Below are 17,031 nucleotides of genomic sequence, written 5' to 3' on the forward strand. Positions count from 1 at the left end.
CCCGCTCGCCCCGCCACCGCCCCCACCCCGGGGCGGTGGCGGGGCGAGCGGCGTCCCGGGCCGCACCCCCGGAGGTGGTGGCTTTGCGGGGGCCTTGCAGGACCGGCAGTTGATGCCGGAGTGCGAGGATCCCGATGTTTTCTCTCTGTCGCTCATCGGCAGGAGCCGCAGCAGCGCGAAGGTGTTGGTCTCGGCGAGGCAGGCCAGACGCAGCAGCACGACAGATCATGATGCCGCTGGTGCCCTGTCCAGGTGAAGATGCCGGGGAAGCGCCGAGCGGATCCGAACATCGACGATCAAGGCCGCGACCTGCGCGGATGACGTATCGGGACCCGCACAGTCGGCGGCCGTCCGTCATGCCCTGCGCTCGTGGGATCTGTTGAGCGACCTGCGGTGCGGTCGGGTGAGATGACTCAGCCTGCGATGCGATTTCCAACGCGGCACCCCTGTCCCGGCCGCGAGGGCGGTGGTTTCGCGCTCGATGCCTTCAGCGCGGTCAGTCCCGGCCCGCGCCGGCCCGTTCACGCGGCGGGGTGGTGCGGGTGAGGGCGCGACCGTTGTACTGCAGGGCTGTGGGGTTGTGGGGGCTGCGCAGGAAGCGGCCGACGAAGGGGGTGCTGTGACCTGGGGGCAGGGCGGAAAAGGTGAGGTCCGCGCGCGGGGTGACGGGGTACGTGGCGCCGCCCGGGAGGGTGAGGGTGAGGGTGCCGGAGTCCAGGCGCGCGGTGATGGCGAGTTCCCCGTTGCGGTACTCGCCGAGGCAGGGGGTGAAGTCCTCGACCGGGGCCTCGGGCGGGAGTTGGGGGCGGTGGACGCCGACGGGCAGGCCCGCGTCGGCGAGTTCGCGCAGAACGGCGTCCCACAGCTGCCGGCCGGTGGTGGAGTTGGTGGTAAGCGCGACCACGGTGCCGGACGTGGAGTCCAGACGCAGGTGGCAGGTGGTGCCGTCGTGGGTGCCGTCGTGGCCCCACCAGGCGGTGCCGGGCGTACCGAAGCGGCCGAGGCCCAGGCCCCAGCCGTCGGCGAGGCCGAACGGTTCGGCGCCGTCGACCGGGGTGGTCATCTCCTGCAGGACCTGCGGGTCGCAGAGGTCCGGCCCGTTCCCGAGGGCCAGCCGGGCCAGTGCGACCAGGTCGGTCGCGGTGCCGGCCAGGCCGCCGGCCGCGAGCGAGTCGGAGTCCGTGGTGCACGCGATGGCTGAGACGGTGCGGGTCTCGTGGCCGGCGGCCGGGGGCTGGATGTGGTGGCCGTGGACGGTCAGGGCCGGGGCGGTGCGCGGGCGCGGGCCCGGAAGGAAGCCGGCCCGGGTGTCGAGGGGGCTGAGCAGGTAGGTGTCGAGGGTCTCCGGCCAGCTCAGGCCGGTGGCATCGGCCACCAGCTGGGAGAGCAGGTGGTAGCCGACGTTGGAGTAGGAGAACGTGCCCGGGGCGGGCCAGGCGGTCCGGGCCGGGGGCGGCACGGCGGCGAGCAGGGCCCGTAGGCGGCGGGCCGGCGGATCGCCGCCCGCATCGTGCGACTCGTGGTCGGACGGCAGGCCGGCGGTGTGGCTGAGCAGTTGCCGTAGGGTCGCGTCCAGGGCCGGGTCGGCGCCGCCCACCCAGCGGCGGATCGGGTCATCCAGGGTCAGCAGGCCGTCGGAGACCAGCTGGAGCGCGCAGACGGCGGCGAAGGTCTTGGAGGTGGACCCGTACGCGAAGGCCGAACCGGAGTGGACCTCAGTGCCGCCGTCGACCTCGCGGCCGAACTCCCGGGTGTGCAGCGAACCGTGTGCGTGCACCGCGAGCTGGGCGCCCACCACCGCGCAGTCCCGGGCCAGTCGGCCGAACCGATCCAGCGCGGTGACGAGCGCTGCTCTCGATGGTGCCGCCGATGTGCCGTCCACCTCAGGTCCCTTCCCGTCGAACACTGCTCAGGGGAGAGTCTTCAAGGCCGGGCACGGCTACGGCAGATGGTTAAGCCGTGGCTGAAACACCCACGCCGGAGGGCCGGCTGACGCGGGCGGCCGCGCGGTCAGGCGCGCCTGGGGGGCAGCACCGCCACGGCGATCAGCAGCAGCAGGACACCGCCGTAGGCGTTCCACAGGCCGGTGTGCAGGTCGGTGATGTCGAAGGAGACCGGCGCCACCTCGAGGGACTTCTGGACCGTCCACAGCACGCAGGTGGCCAGGGCGAGCAGCCCGGCCAGGAGCATCACCAGCCGAGAGCGCACCAGCAGGGCGAGGGCCGCGATCGCCGCGCCGGCGGCCAGCGGGATCATCATGGACGTGCCGGTCGTGGCGGTGCGGTCGGGGGAGAAGCCCTGGAAGAGGTCTGCGATCGGCACCGACCGAGGATCGCTCTTCTCGTACCAGGGCTGGAAGGCGCTGAGGACCAGCGCGGCCGCTCCGGCCAGGGCCAGCAGACTTGCTACGGCGACGCGACGCATCGGGTGGAGTTCCTCGTTTCTTTCTCTGCCTACAACTACTGCCTGCCCTGCTGCCGGAACGGTGTCACACGCGCCGGAGTTCGGCCGGATGCCGCCTGCGCCGGAAGGACCGGCCCGGCAGCAGGTAGCCGGCCAGCGTGGTGACCACGACGGTCGACACGATCAACGCCACCTGCATTCCCGGCAGATAGGGCAGTGAACCGGCAAGTGACCAACTGAAGGCGGCCAGGGGAATGAGCGCCGCCAGGGCGCCGATCACCAGGCCGACCGTCATGACGATCAACGCCTCCACCTGGAGCATGCCACGGACCTGCCGCCGGCCGGCGCCGACCAGTCGCAGAAGGGCGAGTTCCGGCCGCCGTCCGGTGACGATCAGGGCCAGGGTGCTCAGCACCGCGATCACGGTGAAGCTGCCGATCGCGGACACCGCGACCGTGGTGATCACCTGGCCGACGCCGCGGTCCTCCTCGCGCAGGTGCTCGGGGGACGGCTGGTCGGTCACCGTGGCACCGGGCGCGGCAACGGCCAACTCCCGCTCCACGGCGGCCCGCACGGCCCGGTGGTCGGAGCCCGGGTCGACCGCCAGCAGCGCCCGCCCGTTCGCCGGGGCGGCGGTGTGCGCGGCCAGTTCGTCGTGGGCGAAGAGGAACTCGCCGAGCGCCAGCTGCCGTTCGTAGAGCGCGACCACGCGCAGCGGCACGGCCGCGCCGTCGCCGTAGCGGATCGTCACCGTGGAGCCGACGGACAGGCTCAGATCGCGGGCGCGCTCGGTGCCGACCGCGACCGTGCCGCGGCCGAGCGTGCCGAGGTCACCGGCGGTCACCTTGGGGTCGAGGGTGGCGGGCAGGGCCTGCGGGGTGATGCCGAGCACCGGGAACCGGTCGAGCTTGGGATCGCCGACCTCGCGGTGTGCCAGCACGATGGTGCTGTACAGCACGCCGGTGGCCGCGCTCACGCCGTTCGTCCGGGCGAGCCGCTGCACCACCTCCTCGGGGATGCCCGCGCCGCCGGCGGTGACCGACAGGTCGGCCCGCATGGAGCTGCCGGCCTGCCGGCCGCCCTCGCGGTCCAGCGTGGCGCCGGCCGAGAGCTGGACCCCGACGAAGGCCACCACCAGCACGATCGGGGTGATCGCCGCGCCCAGGCGCCGGGAGTTCGCCCGGGTGGCGGCGTCGGCGAGGTAGCCGCCGGCCCCACCGAGGCGGCGCACCGTGCCACCGACCAGGTGGATGGCGAGCCGGGCGATCCACGGGCCGAGCAGCGCGCACGCGATGACCAGGGCCATCGCGGCCGAACTGGCGGCCGCGGCGGCGGTCTCGCCGCGCTGCAGCGAGGCCGTGCCGGCCGCGCTGACCCCGGCGAAGAGCAGGATGACGCCGGTGATCGTGCGTCCTTTGCCGGGCTGCTCGGGCTCGGTCTGGGCTTCGCCCATCGCTGCGGCCGGCTTCAGCTTGGCCGTCCGCCCGCAGGCGAGCGCGGCCGCGACCCGGGCCACCAGCAGGGTCAGTGCCCCGGTGAGGACCACCGAGGCCAGCATCATCGGCGGCATGGACAGGTCGAGGCCGACGGGGATCGCGCCGCGCTGCTCCAACATGGCGACGAGTTCCAGGTAGACGGGGACGGCGCCGGCCGCGCCCAGCAGGGCGGCGGTGATGGCGACCATCGCGGTCTCGCGCCCCACGGTGACCCGCAACTGGCGGGGGGTCGCCCCGACGGCCCGGAGCAGCGCGAACTCCCGGGCCCGCTGGTGGACGGCCTGCGCCACGGTGCTGGAGACCACCAACACGGCGATCATGGTGACCACCACGCAGACCGTGGCCAGCAGCATCAGCAGCCCGATCCGGCTGGGCGCGGCTTGGAGGAACTCCGCGTTCCCGCGGGCGTTGCCGGTCAGCACCCGCAGGGCCGAGGAGTCCTGCGGCGCCCGCTCGCCGACGGCGTCGTGGGCCGCGGTGCCGCCGTCCAGGGCGGCGCGCAGCGCCGGGTAGAGGGTGTGGACGGTTGTGCCGTCCTCCGCGAGGACGCCGATCGCGTCCACCTGGCCGGGGTGGCCCGCCAGGTCGCGAGCCTTCTGGTCACTGAGGAAGACCGTGCCCTGGTGGGCCAGGCCGGTGCCGTCGCCACCGCCCCGGGGTGCGGCGATGCCCGCCACCCGGTAGTGCACGGGCAGGCCGACCGGCGACTGGAGGCCGACCTCGTCGCCGACCTTGGCCCCGGCACGGGCGGCCAGGGCGCCGTCCAGGACCACTTCCTGCGGCCCGTTCGGTTGGTGGCCCGAGCGCAGCGTGAAGGGCGCCAGCGCGGCGGTGCTCCAGCCGTGCGCGTAGACGGGGGAGACCCCGGACTCCGAGTCCGGCCCCGGGACGGCGGTGGTGCCGTCGGCCGCGGTCAGGGTGATCGGGACGGCGCTGTCCGGGATCGCCGCCGCGACGCCGGGGACGGCGGCCAGCCGGGCGACGGCAGATTCCGGGACGCGCACCCGCTCGGTGAGCGCGGCCGTGACGGACTTCGGCTTGCTGGCGAACGGGGTGGCCTCGTAGGTGGTGGTCTGATTGCCGCCGACGACCGCGACGGTCGCCGCGTAGCGCTCGACCCGGGCGTGCCCGGCGAAGGCGGACAGCGTGGCGAGGGCGAACGAGCCGAGCAGCAGGGAGGTCAGCAGCAGCGCGGCGAAGACCGCGCTCCACGCCTTGAGGTGCATCCGGACCGCGCGGACGGCCAGGAAGTGCGCCGTGCGGGCGGTCGCCGGGCCCTCGCCGCGGCCCGGGCCGTTCGGGCTCCGCAGGGCCCGGGCCGCGGCGCGGGGGACGGTGCGGGTCGCGGACATGGTCAGCAGCCCCCGATCTCGGCCATGACCTGGGCGACGTCGGCGGTCTGCGGCCGGACCATGGTGGTGACGATCCGTCCCTTCGCCAGGAAGACCGCCTCGTCGGACCAGCTCGCGGCGACCGGGTCGTGGGTGACCATCACCACGGTGTGCCCGGTGTCGTCCACGGCCCGGCGCAGCAGCGTGAAGACGTCGTTGGCGGTGGAGGGGTCGAGTGCCCCGGTCGGCTCGTCGGCGAAGATCACGGCCGGGTCGGTGACCAGGGCGCGGGCGATGGCGACCCGCTGCTGCTGGCCGCCGGACAGGTGCAGCGGGGAGTCGTCCGCGCGGTCTGCCAGCCCGACCGACTCCAGGACGCGCATCGCCCGCTCCACGGCCTGCGGGCTGTCCGGTCGCTCGCCGCCCAGCAGCAGCGGCAGCGTGACGTTCTCCCGCACGGTCAGCGACGGCACCAGGTTGAGCGACTGGAACACGAAGCCGATCCGGTCCCGGCGCAGCCGGGTCAGCGCCGCCTCGCTCAGCGAGCCGAGGTCGGTGGTCCCGATCCGCACGGTGCCGGACGTCGGCCGGTCCAGGCCGGCGGCGCACTGCAGGAAGGTCGTCTTGCCGGACCCGGAGCGGCCCATCACGGCGACGAACCGCCCCTGGGGGATCTCCAGGCTTACGTCGTCCAGGGCGTTCACCGGCTGGCCGCCCCGAAGGTAGCGACGGGTCACCGACTGCATGGTCAGGGCGACCGGGCCGATCGGGTGGCCCTGCTCCTGCTCGACGGCTGAATCCGCCGCGTCCGTCCGTCCGATGCGCTGCCTGATCACCAGTGAACCCTCCCGGGCGTGCTTCCTGGCCGGCCGGCCGACACTGCGGTGGGCCGGCGTGGCCGCGGGTCACCCGCGTCCACGCAACCGACCCTAGGATCTCAGCCGAGGGCGCCGCGATGACCTTTCCACCCGTCTTGGGGTTCAGCCAGCACACCCATGTGCTGGGGTGACAGAGACACCGCAGGGTGCGCTTCCGGTTCGTTACGGTGGGACGCAACCCCGTGGTGCGGCGGTCGCCGCAGTGCAACGCCAATCCCAGGAGGCCCTACCGGTGTCAGAGTTCGAGCCCCAGCCGGACACCGAGGAGGACACGTCGAGACTCGGCGCGGCCATCCGCGACGCCCGGGACGCCAGCGCCTTCCTGTACATGGGCCTGCCGATGGCAGTGGTCTGCTTCTTCGGCTGCTTCGTCGTCCCGGCCTCGCTGTTCTTCACCGTGTTCCTGATCGGCGCCCCCGCCTGGCCGGAGGTGGTGCGGGCGCTGCGCAGCCTGGCGGGGCACGAACGGGTACGCGCGGGCGCCTTCCTGGGCACCACGGTGCCGGAGCAGTACCTGCCGCTGGACGGCTCGCTCTCGGACCGGTTCCGACTGGCGATGACCGACCCCGGCACCTGGCGCGACGCCCTGTGGTTGCCGGTGCAGACCCTGAGCGTGATGCTGCTCAGCCTGCTGACCCTGCTGCTGTGGCTGGTCGGCCTGCCGCTGGACGGCGTACGACTGGGCATGGCCGACGCGGTGGCCCGGCGCCGAGGCGTCCCGTCGCGGGCCGAACCGCTGGTGCTCAACCTGCAGAGGTTCCTGGCCGAGCGTCAGGCGGGCTGGACGGTACACCTGTTGCGCCCGTCCGAGTCGTCCCGGCTGGCAGAACGGGTGGCCGAGCTGTCGGAGAGCCGGGCCGGAGCCGTCGAGGCGCACAGCGCCGAACTGCGGCGCATCGAACGGGACCTCCACGACGGCGTCCAGGCGCAGTTGGTCGCCCTGTCGCTGCGGATCGGGCTGGCCAAACAGCAGTTGTCGAAGGACCCGGAGGCGACCGAAGCGCGGCTGGACGAGGCGCAGGAGGGCATCGAGCGGGTCCTGGCCGACCTGCGCCACGTCGTACGGACGGTCTACCCGCCGGTGCTGACGGACCGTGGACTAGCCGGTGCCGTCCGGGCACTGGCGGCCGGCTCGTCGATTCCGGTGGACCTGCAGGTGAGCGCGGTGGAGAACGGCCACCGGGTGCCCGCGTCCGTGGAGGCGGCGGCCTACTTCGTGATCGCCGAGGGGCTGACCAACATCAGGAAGCACAGCCGGGCGACCAGGTCCTCGGTACGCTTCCAGCGCAGCGGCGGACAGCTGACCATTACGGTCACCGACGACGGACGCGGGGGTGCCGACGAACACGGCGGCTCCGGTCTGGTCGGCATCCGCCGCCGGGTGGCCGCGCTGGACGGTACGGCGACCCTCACCAGCCCTGTCGGAGGGCCTACGGAGCTGAAAGTGGAGCTGCCATGCGGATCGTGATCGCGGAGGACAACGCCCTGCTACGGGAGGGGATGGTCCTGCTGCTCAGCAGCAACGGCCACTCGGTGGAGGCGTCGGTCGGCGCGGGACCGGAGATCCTGCCCGCGCTGCGCAACCACCGGCCCGACCTGGCGGTCCTCGACGTCCGGCTGCCGCCGTCGTTCCGGGACGAGGGGCTGCGGGCGGCGCTCGCCGCCCGGCGCGAACTGCCGGATCTGCCGGTCCTGGTGCTCTCCCAGTACGTTGAGGAGACGTACGCGGCCGAGCTACTGGCGCACGGGGCGAAGGGGGTGGGCTACCTGCTGAAGGACCGGGTGGGGCGGGTGGACCAGTTCCTGGAGGCGGTGGAGACGGTCGCCGGCGGCGGTACCGTGCTCGACCCGGAGGTGGTCACCCAACTGCTCAGCCGGCAGGTCGCGGCCAGGCCGATGCGCAATCTGAGCCCGCGCGAGCAGGAAGTGCTGGAGCTGATGGCGCAGGGCAAGGCCAACAACGCGATCTCGGAACAACTGGTGATCACCGAGCGGGCGGTGAGCAAGCACATCCGGAACATCTTCGACAAGTTCAACCTGCCGCCGGAGGGCGGCAGTGTGCACCGCCGGGTGCTGGCTGTGCTGACCTATCTCGGGCACGACGTCCAGGAGGCCTAGCAGGAACCGGCGTTCGTCGCGGGCCCGGAAACGGAAAGCACCGGGTGCCTGGGGCGGGGGGCCCCGGACACCCGGTGAGGGAGGTCGGAGTGAGCAGGCGGGGGTCCCGCCCACCACGGCCTCCGGTCCATGAGTGGCGGTGCGTCAGCCCGCCATGTCACCGGCGCTGGTGCAGGTGGAGCGCAGCGACTCAAGCCGCTTGTTCTGGCCGGCGACGTACACGGAGACGCTGCCGGGGTCGCGGTCCTTGAGCTTGGTGTTGCGCAGCTCGCTGGCGGTGTCGCTGGCGGCCTTCTTCAGCTTGTCGTCCTTGGCCTTCTTCACCAGCTCGTCGATCTTGTCCGCGCGGTCGTTGACATCCTTGACCGCGGCGTCGGCGTCCACGGGGTGCGGGTTGAACAGCGCCAGGTCGGTGATCTTCAGGCACATGTCGGCCCGATCGAGCACCTCCTGGGGCGAGTTGCAGGAGGCGAGGCCGAAGACGGCCCCGATCGCGATGGTGGCGGCGACCGCCCGCAGGCCCAGGCTCCGCTGGTAGGCGCGGGCGGGCCGCCGGGCCGGGTCGGCCGGGAACGGTGTGGTCATGGTCGGGGTGCTCCTGGTCGCAGGATGGGACGGCCGGGTCACGGTCAAGGGGTCACTCACCGTTGCTCGCCTTGCGCCAGCGGGCGACGCCCCAGACCAGGGCGATCGCGTCCAGGACGAACCCGCCGATCATGACGGTGGTGTGGGTGCTGCCCGTCACGCCGTGGGAGACCACGGAGGTGAGCATGGCACCGATGAAGAACAGCACCAGCGGAAGGACGACCCAGCCCGATCCGGGCTTTCCGGCAGAACCGGCCATGAGAAGACTCCTCGAAACCCTTGTGAGACGCGGCCTCAACCGCGCCGCTGTACGTCTCCAAGTCTGTCCGCTCGGAGCGTTCCGGTAAGTACACCGCACACCCGAAGGGGGGTGTTGCCTGCACTACTCTTTCGAGTTCCAGGCGGCGCCGGCTCGATCCGATCGGACGTTCGACCAGCGTTGTTCCGTCCTCACTTAAAGATCTCCCGGTTGCGACAGGCCGGTGGCAGCATGCGCAGGTCAGAACAGGGCGGGCGGAGGGATCTCAGGGTGCCGGACGTCGAACAGTCGCAGATTCCAAGACCATTGGCGCGAAACCGCAACTACAACGTGGTGCTGGTCAGTCAGCTGCTCTCCGAAATCGGTGGCCAGGTCTCGCTGTTCGCGATCCCGCTGGTAGTGCTCGCGCTGACCGGATCCGCCGTCACCGCGGGCGCGGCCGGCACCGTGAACGCGATGGTCCGGCTGCTGGTGCTGATCCCGGCCGGCGCGCTGGTGGACCGGTGGAACCGCAAGCGGGTGCTGATTGCCTGTGAGCTGGTGCGCATCCCGGTCCTCGCCGCGCTCGTGCTGGCGCTGTGGCGGGGGGACGAGGGCCTGGGCCTGGTGTTCCTGGTGGCCGCCGTGGACGGCGCGGCGGCGGCGCTGTTCACCCCGGCGGAGGAGGCGTTGCTGCCCCAGCTCGTCCACCCGAGCCAGCTGCCGGAGGCGGTCTCGCGCAACGCGGCCCGCAGCTACCTGGCGACGCTGGTCGGCCCGGGGCTCGGCGGTCTGCTGCTGGCCGCGCGCCAGTGGCTGCCGTTCGCCGTCAACGCGGTCACCTTCGCCGCCTCCTTCGTGCTGCTGCTGTTCCTGCGGCTTCCGGCCGCCGTTGCGGCTCCCGCCGGGCAGGGCGGCTCGCTGGCCGGGGACCTCAAGGTCGGCGTGCGCTTCATCCGGGAGCGCCCGGTGCTGCGCAGCGCCCTGCTGGTGGCGGTGGCGGTGAGCATCGCGTTCAACGCGCTCTACCTGCTGGTGGTGACCCTCGCGAAGCGGTCGGGGGTGCCGGCCGACGAGATCGGCGTGATCGGGGCCATGACGGGCGTCGGGGGCCTGCTCGGCGCCGTGGTGGCGCCGGTGCTGCAGCGGCTCATCGCGCCGCGGGTCGCGATCGCCGGCCTCGGCCTGGTCGGCGCCGCGGTCACCCCGCTGCTCGTGCTCGGCACCAGCGCGTACCTCTTCGGAGCCGTGCTCGCGGCGATCGCCTTCTGCGCGCCGACCGTGCACGCCACCGTGGTGGTGTACCAGATGAGCGTCACCCCGGACGGCCTGCGGGGCCGGGTCGGGGCGGCGATGGCGCTCACCGGCGGCGTCGCGGGGGTGGCCGGCCCGCTGCTCGGCGGCGTGCTCGCCGACACGGCCGGGCGCGGGACGGCGGTCGCGGTCTTCGTCGGCCTCCTGCTGCTTGCTGCGGTGGGAGCCGGCCTCAGCCGTACGCTGCGGGCGTTTCCGGATGTCCGCAGCGCCGTGCCCGCCGCCGGTTCCGCCCCCGAACCCACCAGGTCGGCCGAGCCCGCCGAGAACATCGGCGACCCCGTGCCCTGACCGTGTCCGCTCCGCCTCCTGCCCCCCGGAGACCCCGGGCGGCGTCCCCTTCGGAAAGCTCCGGAAAGGCAGTCCTGTGGAAACCACCAAGTCCCGTAGCCCGCGCTGGGTGGTCACCCGGCCCCAGCGCCCGGCGGCCAGGGTGCGGCTGTTCTGCTTCCCGTACGCGGGTGGCGGCACCAGCGTGTTCCGGTCCTGGCACGAGTTCCTGGACCCGTCCGTCGAGGTGTGCCCGGTGCTGCTGCCCGGCCGGGAGGAGCGGATCAGCGAGCCGCCGGCGACCGTGATGGCAGACCTGGTGGTGCGGCTGGCCGAGCATCTGGAGCCGTGGACGGACAAGCCGTTCGCCTTCTTCGGGCACAGCATGGGCGGTCAGATCGCCTTCGCGCTGACCCGGCTGCTGGCCGAGCGCGGGGCGCGGACGCCGACCTGGCTGTTCCTGGGCGGCTGCGTGCCGCAGCGCACCGCGATGCGCCGGCACCTGCTGCCGGACGCCGAACTGACCGAGGAGATCCGGCAGATGAACGGGATGCCGACCGCGGTGCTGAACGACCCGGAGATCCTCGCGCTGCTGTTGCCGGTGTTGCGGGCCGATTTCGCGCTCACCGAGACGTACCTGACCGAACCGGGCGTCACTGTGCCCGTCCCGATGACGACCTTCGCCGGGGTGGACGACGCGGAGGCGCGGCCCGCCGACATGAAGGAGTGGGCCCGGCACTGCGCGGGCCCGAGCGAGTCCCTGGAGCTGCCCGGCGACCACTTCTTCCTCAACGAACCGGCGGCGATGCTTGATCTGGTCAACCGCAGGCTGCGGACGGTTGCCGCGCGATCCTGAGCAGGCACTCGGCGAGTTCGGCCGGAGCGGCGCCGGCCACCGCGTCGACGACCTGCCCGCGGTGGAGGAAGATCGTCGCGCGGGCGAGCGAGGCGGCGACCGGATCCCGTACGGCCATGACTGCCGCGACGTCGAACTGCGCGGTGGCGCGCCGCAGGACGGCGGCCCGGGCGCGTTCGGCGGCGGGGCTGGGGTCCGGGCCGGGCTCGTCGGCCAGCAGCAGTCGCGGGGCCCGGGCCAGTGCGTGGGCGACGGCCAGGCGCCGGCGGCCGGAGGCGGACAGCTCCCGGACCGGCCGCTCCAGACTGCGCTCCAGCAGGGTCGCCCGGTGGACCAGGTCCAGGTCGGCCCGGCCGGCCGGGCCCGCCGACCGGACGGCCTCGGCCACCGAGGCGGCCGGGTGGTCCGGTTGCGGTTCGTCCGGGAGCAGTTCGGCGGGGACCGGTTCGTCCGGGTCCGGTCCGGGGGCCCACCACGTCGAACCGGAGGTCGGCGGGACCAGTCCGGCCAGGCAGCGCAGCAGCGTGGTCTTTCCAGCGCCCGTCGGGCCCATCACGGCCAGAAAGCAACCGGAGCGGATTCCGAGGTTCACGTTTTTCAGTGCGAAAAGCGGCTCACCGGCACTGGGGAGTGCGACGGAAACCGCGTTGAGCGAGGCCACCACCTCGCCGGGCCGGGCCGGCGGTGGAACGGTTCGATATCGCCGCATTGACGCCCCTGTGGCTGCCTGTGGGTGTGCGACTTCCCACCCTGTTCGATCGATGGTCCGCACCATACCGAGACATGGTGGCGACGCACTATGCCGTCTGCAGGATGGATTCGGGTTCAGCTGACACTCCCCCGGGGGTGGGGTGCGGCAGATACCCACGTGGAGTGGTGGCTGACCCCCCTTGGTACCGCCTCCGGAGTGGGAGTTTGCGGCAGGTCTAAAACTCCTGTTCGAGCGAATTCCGGCGGTGAAGAATGTTTCCCGAGGCATCGCTGTGCAGTCGGGGTGGCGGGCCGGACCGACGCGTTCCGATACGCCGTCGGCCCCGGGGGACTTCGGATCGAACCCGGGGAAGAACATCGGGCCGCATCGGCGGAAACACGCTCCGGCCGAGGCTGATGACGCGCCGTGCGCTCGACGGTCACAGGCGTCCACGAACAATTCCTCAGCGATTTGGGATACCGGCATGAAGTCTGGCATGTACTCGTCGTTCAATCGGTCGGCCATCGCCGGCACCACGCTCCACGGGCTGTTCGAAGCACAGGCCGCCCGCCGGCCCGGCCACCCCGCGGTGGAGCAGGCCGGCGTCAGCCTCTCCTACGGTGAGGTCGACCGGCGGGCCAACCTGCTGGCCCGCCGACTGGTGGCCGAGGGAGTGCGGCCCGAGAGCAGGGTCGGCGTCTTCGTCGAACGCGGCCCGCACCTGATCACCGGACTGCTCGCCGTCCTCAAGGCCGGCGGCGCCTACGTCCCGCTCGACCCCAAGTACCCGGCCGAGCGCCTCGCCTTCATGGTCTCCGACTCCGACATCAACCTCATCCTCACCGGGGACGCCGGCGAACACGCCTTCGGCGCCACCGCCCGGACCCTGCGGATCGACCAGCCCGACCAGGACGGCCCGGACACCGCCCCCGACGTGCCGGTGCTGCTGGACAACACCGCGTACGTCATCTACACCTCGGGCTCCACCGGCACCCCCAAGGGCGTGGCCGTCACCCACCGCGGCGTCGAGGCCCTCGGCGCCGCCCACGCCGACGCCCTCGCCATCGGCCAGGACAGCCGCGTCCTCCAGCTGGTCTCGCCCAACTTCGACGTCGCCATCGCCGACCTCGTCCAGACCTGGTACGCCGGGGCCACCCTGATCCTGCCCGCCGCCGACACCCAGACCGTCGGCGAGGGGATCGCCGAACTCCTGTCCACCACCTCCGTCACCCACGCGATGATCCCGCCGTCGGTGCTCGCCACCATCCCCCCGGTGGAACTGCCCGACCTGCGCGGCCTCGCCACTGGCGGCGAGCCCTGCCCGCCCGACCTGGTGGCCCGCTGGGCCCGCAACCGGCGCATGTTCAACGCCTACGGCCCCACCGAGGCCACCGTCACCACCACCGTCAACGGCCCCCTGCCCCCCGAGCTCGGCGAGGTTCCCGGCATCGGCCGTGCCGTGCCCGGCGTCCGGGTCATGGTGCTCGACGACAGCCTGCGCCCCGTGCCCGAGGGCGGCGTCGGCGAACTGTGCATCGCCGGCGACGCACTGGCCCGCGGCTACGTCAACCGGGCCTCGCTCACCGCCGAGCGCTTCGTCGCCGACCCCAACGCCGACGACGGCACCCGGATGTACCGCACCGGCGACCGGGTACGCCGACTCGGCGGCGAGCGGTACGAGTTCGTCGGCCGCCACGACCACCAGGTGAAGATTCGCGGACTGCGCGTCGAACTCGGCGAGATCGAGGCTGCCCTCAGCGAGTACGAGGGCGTGCTCCAGTGCGTCGTCGTCGCCCAGGGCCCCGAACCGCGCCGCCTCGTCGCCCATGTCGTCCCCCGCCTGCCCGAGGCCGTCCCCTCCGCCACCGAACTGCGTGACCACCTCGCCGGGCGACTCCCCGCCCACATGGTGCCCACCGCCTTCGGCTTCCTGGACAGCCTCCCCCTCACCCCCAACGGCAAGGTCGACCGCACCGCCCTGCCCGCACCCAGCCGCATCGCCGAACCCGCACACACGCCGCCGCGCACCGAACTGGAGCGCCACCTCGCCGAGATCTGGACCGAGATCCTCGGCGTCGAGCGGATCGGCGCCGACGACGACTTCTTCGCCCGCGGCGGCGACTCCATCGCCGGCCTGCGGATGGCCTTCCAGGTGGAACGCCGCCTCGGCCACCGCCCCGCCCCCGCCGACCTGTTCGACCACTCCACCCTGGCCCGGTACGCCGCCCGCCTGGAGCACCTGGAACAGCGCCCCGCCCAGACCGCCGCCGAACCGATCCCCGCCCTGGAGCGCGGCCGGCCACTGGGACTCTCCCCGGCACAGCGCCGGCTCTGGTTCCTCGACCAGTACGAACCCGGCGGCTCCGCCTACAACTGCGCCACCGGACTGCACCTCACCGGCCACCTCGACCACCCCGCGCTGCAGCGCGCCCTGGCCGCCCTCGTCGCCCGCCACGAGCCGCTGCGCACCGCCTTCACCGACGTCGACGGCGCCCCCGCCCAGGTGATCGGCGAACCCGCCGCCCTGCCACTGCCGGTGGCCGAACCGGCCGGGCTCACCGGCCCCGCCCGGGACGCCGCCGTCCAGGAACTGCTGCGGGCCGAGGTGTCCGCCCCCTTCGACCTGCGCTCCGGACGCCCCCTGCGGGCACTGCTGGTGCGCACCGCACCCCAGGACCACCTGCTGGTCCTCACCGCGCACCACATCGTCGCCGACGCCTGGTCGATGGACGTCATCGCTCACGACCTCGGTCTGCTCTACCGTGCGGCACTGACCACCACCGACCCGGACACCACCGCCGAGACACTGATCCGCCAGGCCGGGCTCGCACCCCTCGCCCTCCAGCACGCCGACGTCGCCCACTGGCAGCAGAGCCAGGCGGACAACCCCCGCCTCGCCGGCCAACTCGCCTACTGGCAGCGGAAGCTCGACGGCGTCACCGCCCTGGAACTGCCCACCGACCGGCCCCGCCCGGCCCTGCGCAGCTCCGCCGGCGCCCGCCACCTGTTCACCCTCGTACCGAGCACTGTCGAACGCCTGACCGTCCTCGGCCGGGACCACGGCACCACCCTGTTCACCACCCTCGCCGCCGGCACCCAACTGCTGCTCTCCCGCTGGTCGGGCCGCCGCGACATCGCCATCGGCACCGTCGACGCCGGTCGCGACCGCTTCGAACTCGCCGAACTGGTCGGCTTCTTCGTCAACACCCTGGTGCTGCGCGCGGACGTCGACGAGACGCTCAGCTTCGCCGACTTCGTCGACCGCACCCGCACCGACGTCCTGGACGCACTGGCCAACGACGACGTGCCCTTCGACCGCGTCGTGGACGCCGTGGTCGTCGAACGCGACCCCAGCCGCCCCCCGCTCGTCCAGGCCATGCTGGTCCTGCAGAACGCCCCGGCCCGGCTGCCCGACCTGCCCGGGCTCACCGTCACCGAGACCGTCCTGCCCCGCGAAGCCGCCCTGTTCGACATCACCCTGGAGTTCTGGCAGAACCCCGACGGCGGCCTCACCGGCTCGCTGGAGTACAGCACCGACCTCTTTGACGAGCCCACCGCCGTACGCCTCGCCGACCAGCTCGGCGTGCTCCTCGCCGGCCTCGCCGCCCGCCCGCAGCACCCGATGGCCGAGGCGCCGCTGCTCACCGACGCCGAGACCGAGCGCCTCCTGCACACCTGGAATGACACCGCGCGCAGCGTCACCGAGGCCACCCTGCCCGACCTGTTCGCCGCCCAGGCGGCCCGCACCCCCCGGGCCGCCGCCGTGCGCGCCGAGGGCGTCCGCCTGGACTACGCCGCACTGGACGAGCGCACCAACCGGCTCGCCCACCACCTGATCGCCCTCGGCGTCGAGCCCGGCGACCGGGTCGGCATCCACCTGGAGCGCGGCACCGACCTGATCGTCGCCCTGCTCGCCGTGGTCAAGGCCGGCGCCGCGTACGTGCCGCTCGACCCGGCCTACCCGCTGGGCAGGCTCGATTTCATGGCCGAGGACGCCGGCCTCACGCTGCTGCTCACCGACCGGGACTCCGCCGCCCGCTGGACCCCGGAGGGACCGGCGGTGGTCCTGCTCGACCGCGACCGCGCGGCCGTCGACGCCCGCCCGACCGACCGCCCGCAGGTGACGATCACCCCGGGCAGTGCCGCGTACGTCGTCTACACCTCCGGTTCCACCGGCCGCCCCAAGGGCGTCGAGGCCACGCACCGCGGCGTCGAGCGGGTCGTCCGGGACAACGGCTACCTCGAACTCGGCGGCGAGGACGTGGTCGCGCAGCTGGCCTCGGTCTCCTTCGACGCGGCCACCTTCGAGATATGGGGCGCGCTGCTGAACGGTGCCACCCTGGCCATCCCCGCGCCCGGGGTGCTGGACACCCGCGAGCTGGGCGCCTTCGTGGCCGAGTACGGGGTGACGACGCTCTGGCTCACCGCCGGCCTGTTCCACGAGGTCGTCGACTCCGGCATCGAGGCGCTCGGCGGGGTGCGCCGGCTGCTCGCGGGCGGCGACGCGCTGTCGCCGCGGCACTGCCGGGCCGTGCTGGAGCGCTTCCCCTCGCTCACCCTGCTGAACGGCTACGGGCCCACCGAGACCACCACCTTCGCCGCGGTCTGCCGGATCACCCCGGCCCACCTCGACGGCGACACGGTGCCGGTCGGCCGGCCGATCGCCGACACCCGGGTGTATGTGCTGGACGGCTGGCTGCGGCCGGTGCCGCCGGGTGTGGTGGGTGAGTTGTACGTGGCCGGCGGCGGTGTCGCCCAGGGCTACGTGGGTCGGCCGGGGCTGACGGCGGAGCGGTTCGTCGCGGACCCGTTCGGTGTGGGCGGCCGGCTCTACCGCACGGGTGACGCGGT

12 protein-coding genes are annotated in these 17,031 nt (G+C 73.1%); 5 read left to right on the forward strand and 7 right to left on the reverse strand.

The window, feature by feature from the left end:
- Window positions 1-496: 496 nt before the first annotated feature.
- From ACZ51D_RS33870 to ACZ51D_RS33885, 4 genes are all read right to left on the reverse strand, one after another.
- Window positions 497-1,882 carry a serine hydrolase domain-containing protein gene (locus ACZ51D_RS33870; RefSeq protein ID WP_465664400.1) on the reverse strand — a complete coding sequence of 462 codons (1,386 nt, stop codon included), beginning with the start codon at window positions 1,880-1,882 and terminating at the stop codon, window positions 497-499.
- A 128-nt stretch (window positions 1,883-2,010) separates the two neighbouring features.
- Window positions 2,011-2,424: a hypothetical protein gene (locus ACZ51D_RS33875; RefSeq protein ID WP_465624023.1), complete on the reverse strand. Its 414-nt coding sequence runs from the start codon at window positions 2,422-2,424 to the stop codon at window positions 2,011-2,013.
- 64 nt (window positions 2,425-2,488) lie between these two features.
- Window positions 2,489-5,251: an FtsX-like permease family protein gene (locus ACZ51D_RS33880; RefSeq protein WP_465664401.1), complete on the reverse strand. Its 2,763-nt coding sequence runs from the start codon at window positions 5,249-5,251 to the stop codon at window positions 2,489-2,491.
- 2 nt (window positions 5,252-5,253) lie between these two features.
- Window positions 5,254-6,063 (reverse strand): ABC transporter ATP-binding protein, encoded by an 810-nt coding sequence (locus ACZ51D_RS33885; protein WP_465664407.1) that lies wholly within the window; start codon window positions 6,061-6,063, stop codon window positions 5,254-5,256.
- Window positions 6,064-6,436: 373 nt separating this feature from the next.
- Between ACZ51D_RS33885 and ACZ51D_RS33890 the strand changes: the two genes are divergently transcribed.
- Both ACZ51D_RS33890 and ACZ51D_RS33895 read left to right on the forward strand, forming a co-directional pair.
- Window positions 6,437-7,576: a sensor histidine kinase gene (locus ACZ51D_RS33890; protein WP_465664408.1), complete on the forward strand. Its 1,140-nt coding sequence runs from the start codon at window positions 6,437-6,439 to the stop codon at window positions 7,574-7,576.
- A complete protein-coding gene (locus ACZ51D_RS33895) occupies window positions 7,564-8,226 on the forward strand; it encodes a response regulator transcription factor (RefSeq protein WP_360493050.1) in 663 nt (220 codons plus the stop codon). The genes ACZ51D_RS33890 and ACZ51D_RS33895 overlap by 13 nt, the downstream gene beginning before the upstream one ends.
- A 144-nt stretch (window positions 8,227-8,370) precedes the next feature.
- Here the strand turns inward: ACZ51D_RS33895 and ACZ51D_RS33900 are convergent, their stop codons facing one another.
- Together ACZ51D_RS33900 and ACZ51D_RS33905 are read right to left on the reverse strand one after the other, a co-directional pair.
- Window positions 8,371-8,811: a hypothetical protein gene (locus tag ACZ51D_RS33900; RefSeq protein ID WP_465664402.1), complete on the reverse strand. Its 441-nt coding sequence runs from the start codon at window positions 8,809-8,811 to the stop codon at window positions 8,371-8,373.
- Window positions 8,812-8,863: 52 nt separating this feature from the next.
- The gene (locus tag ACZ51D_RS33905; protein WP_350516285.1) at window positions 8,864-9,070 is read right to left on the reverse strand and encodes a hypothetical protein; all 207 of its coding nucleotides are present in this window, start codon (window positions 9,068-9,070) and stop codon (window positions 8,864-8,866) included.
- A 306-nt stretch (window positions 9,071-9,376) separates the two neighbouring features.
- Between ACZ51D_RS33905 and ACZ51D_RS33910 the strand changes: the two genes are divergently transcribed.
- Both ACZ51D_RS33910 and ACZ51D_RS33915 read left to right on the forward strand, forming a co-directional pair.
- On the forward strand, window positions 9,377-10,654 hold the full coding sequence (locus tag ACZ51D_RS33910; protein WP_465664403.1) for an MFS transporter: 1,278 nt from the start codon (window positions 9,377-9,379) through the stop codon (window positions 10,652-10,654).
- A 76-nt stretch (window positions 10,655-10,730) separates the two neighbouring features.
- Window positions 10,731-11,489 (forward strand): thioesterase II family protein, encoded by a 759-nt coding sequence (locus ACZ51D_RS33915; RefSeq protein WP_360493042.1) that lies wholly within the window; start codon window positions 10,731-10,733, stop codon window positions 11,487-11,489.
- Here ACZ51D_RS33915 and ACZ51D_RS33920 read toward each other — a convergent pair.
- Window positions 11,452-12,081: an ATP-binding cassette domain-containing protein gene (locus ACZ51D_RS33920; protein WP_465664404.1), complete on the reverse strand. Its 630-nt coding sequence runs from the start codon at window positions 12,079-12,081 to the stop codon at window positions 11,452-11,454. The two genes, ACZ51D_RS33915 and ACZ51D_RS33920, sit on opposite strands and share 38 nt — an antisense overlap.
- Before the next feature lie 583 nt (window positions 12,082-12,664).
- On the opposite strand from ACZ51D_RS33920, the gene ACZ51D_RS33925 reads away from it, so the two are divergent.
- Window positions 12,665-17,031, forward strand: a 4,367-nt coding sequence (locus ACZ51D_RS33925) for an amino acid adenylation domain-containing protein (RefSeq protein ID WP_465664405.1), incomplete at its 3' end; no start/stop codon positions are given.

This window comes from Kitasatospora sp. NPDC033851 (genome assembly GCF_055576085.1).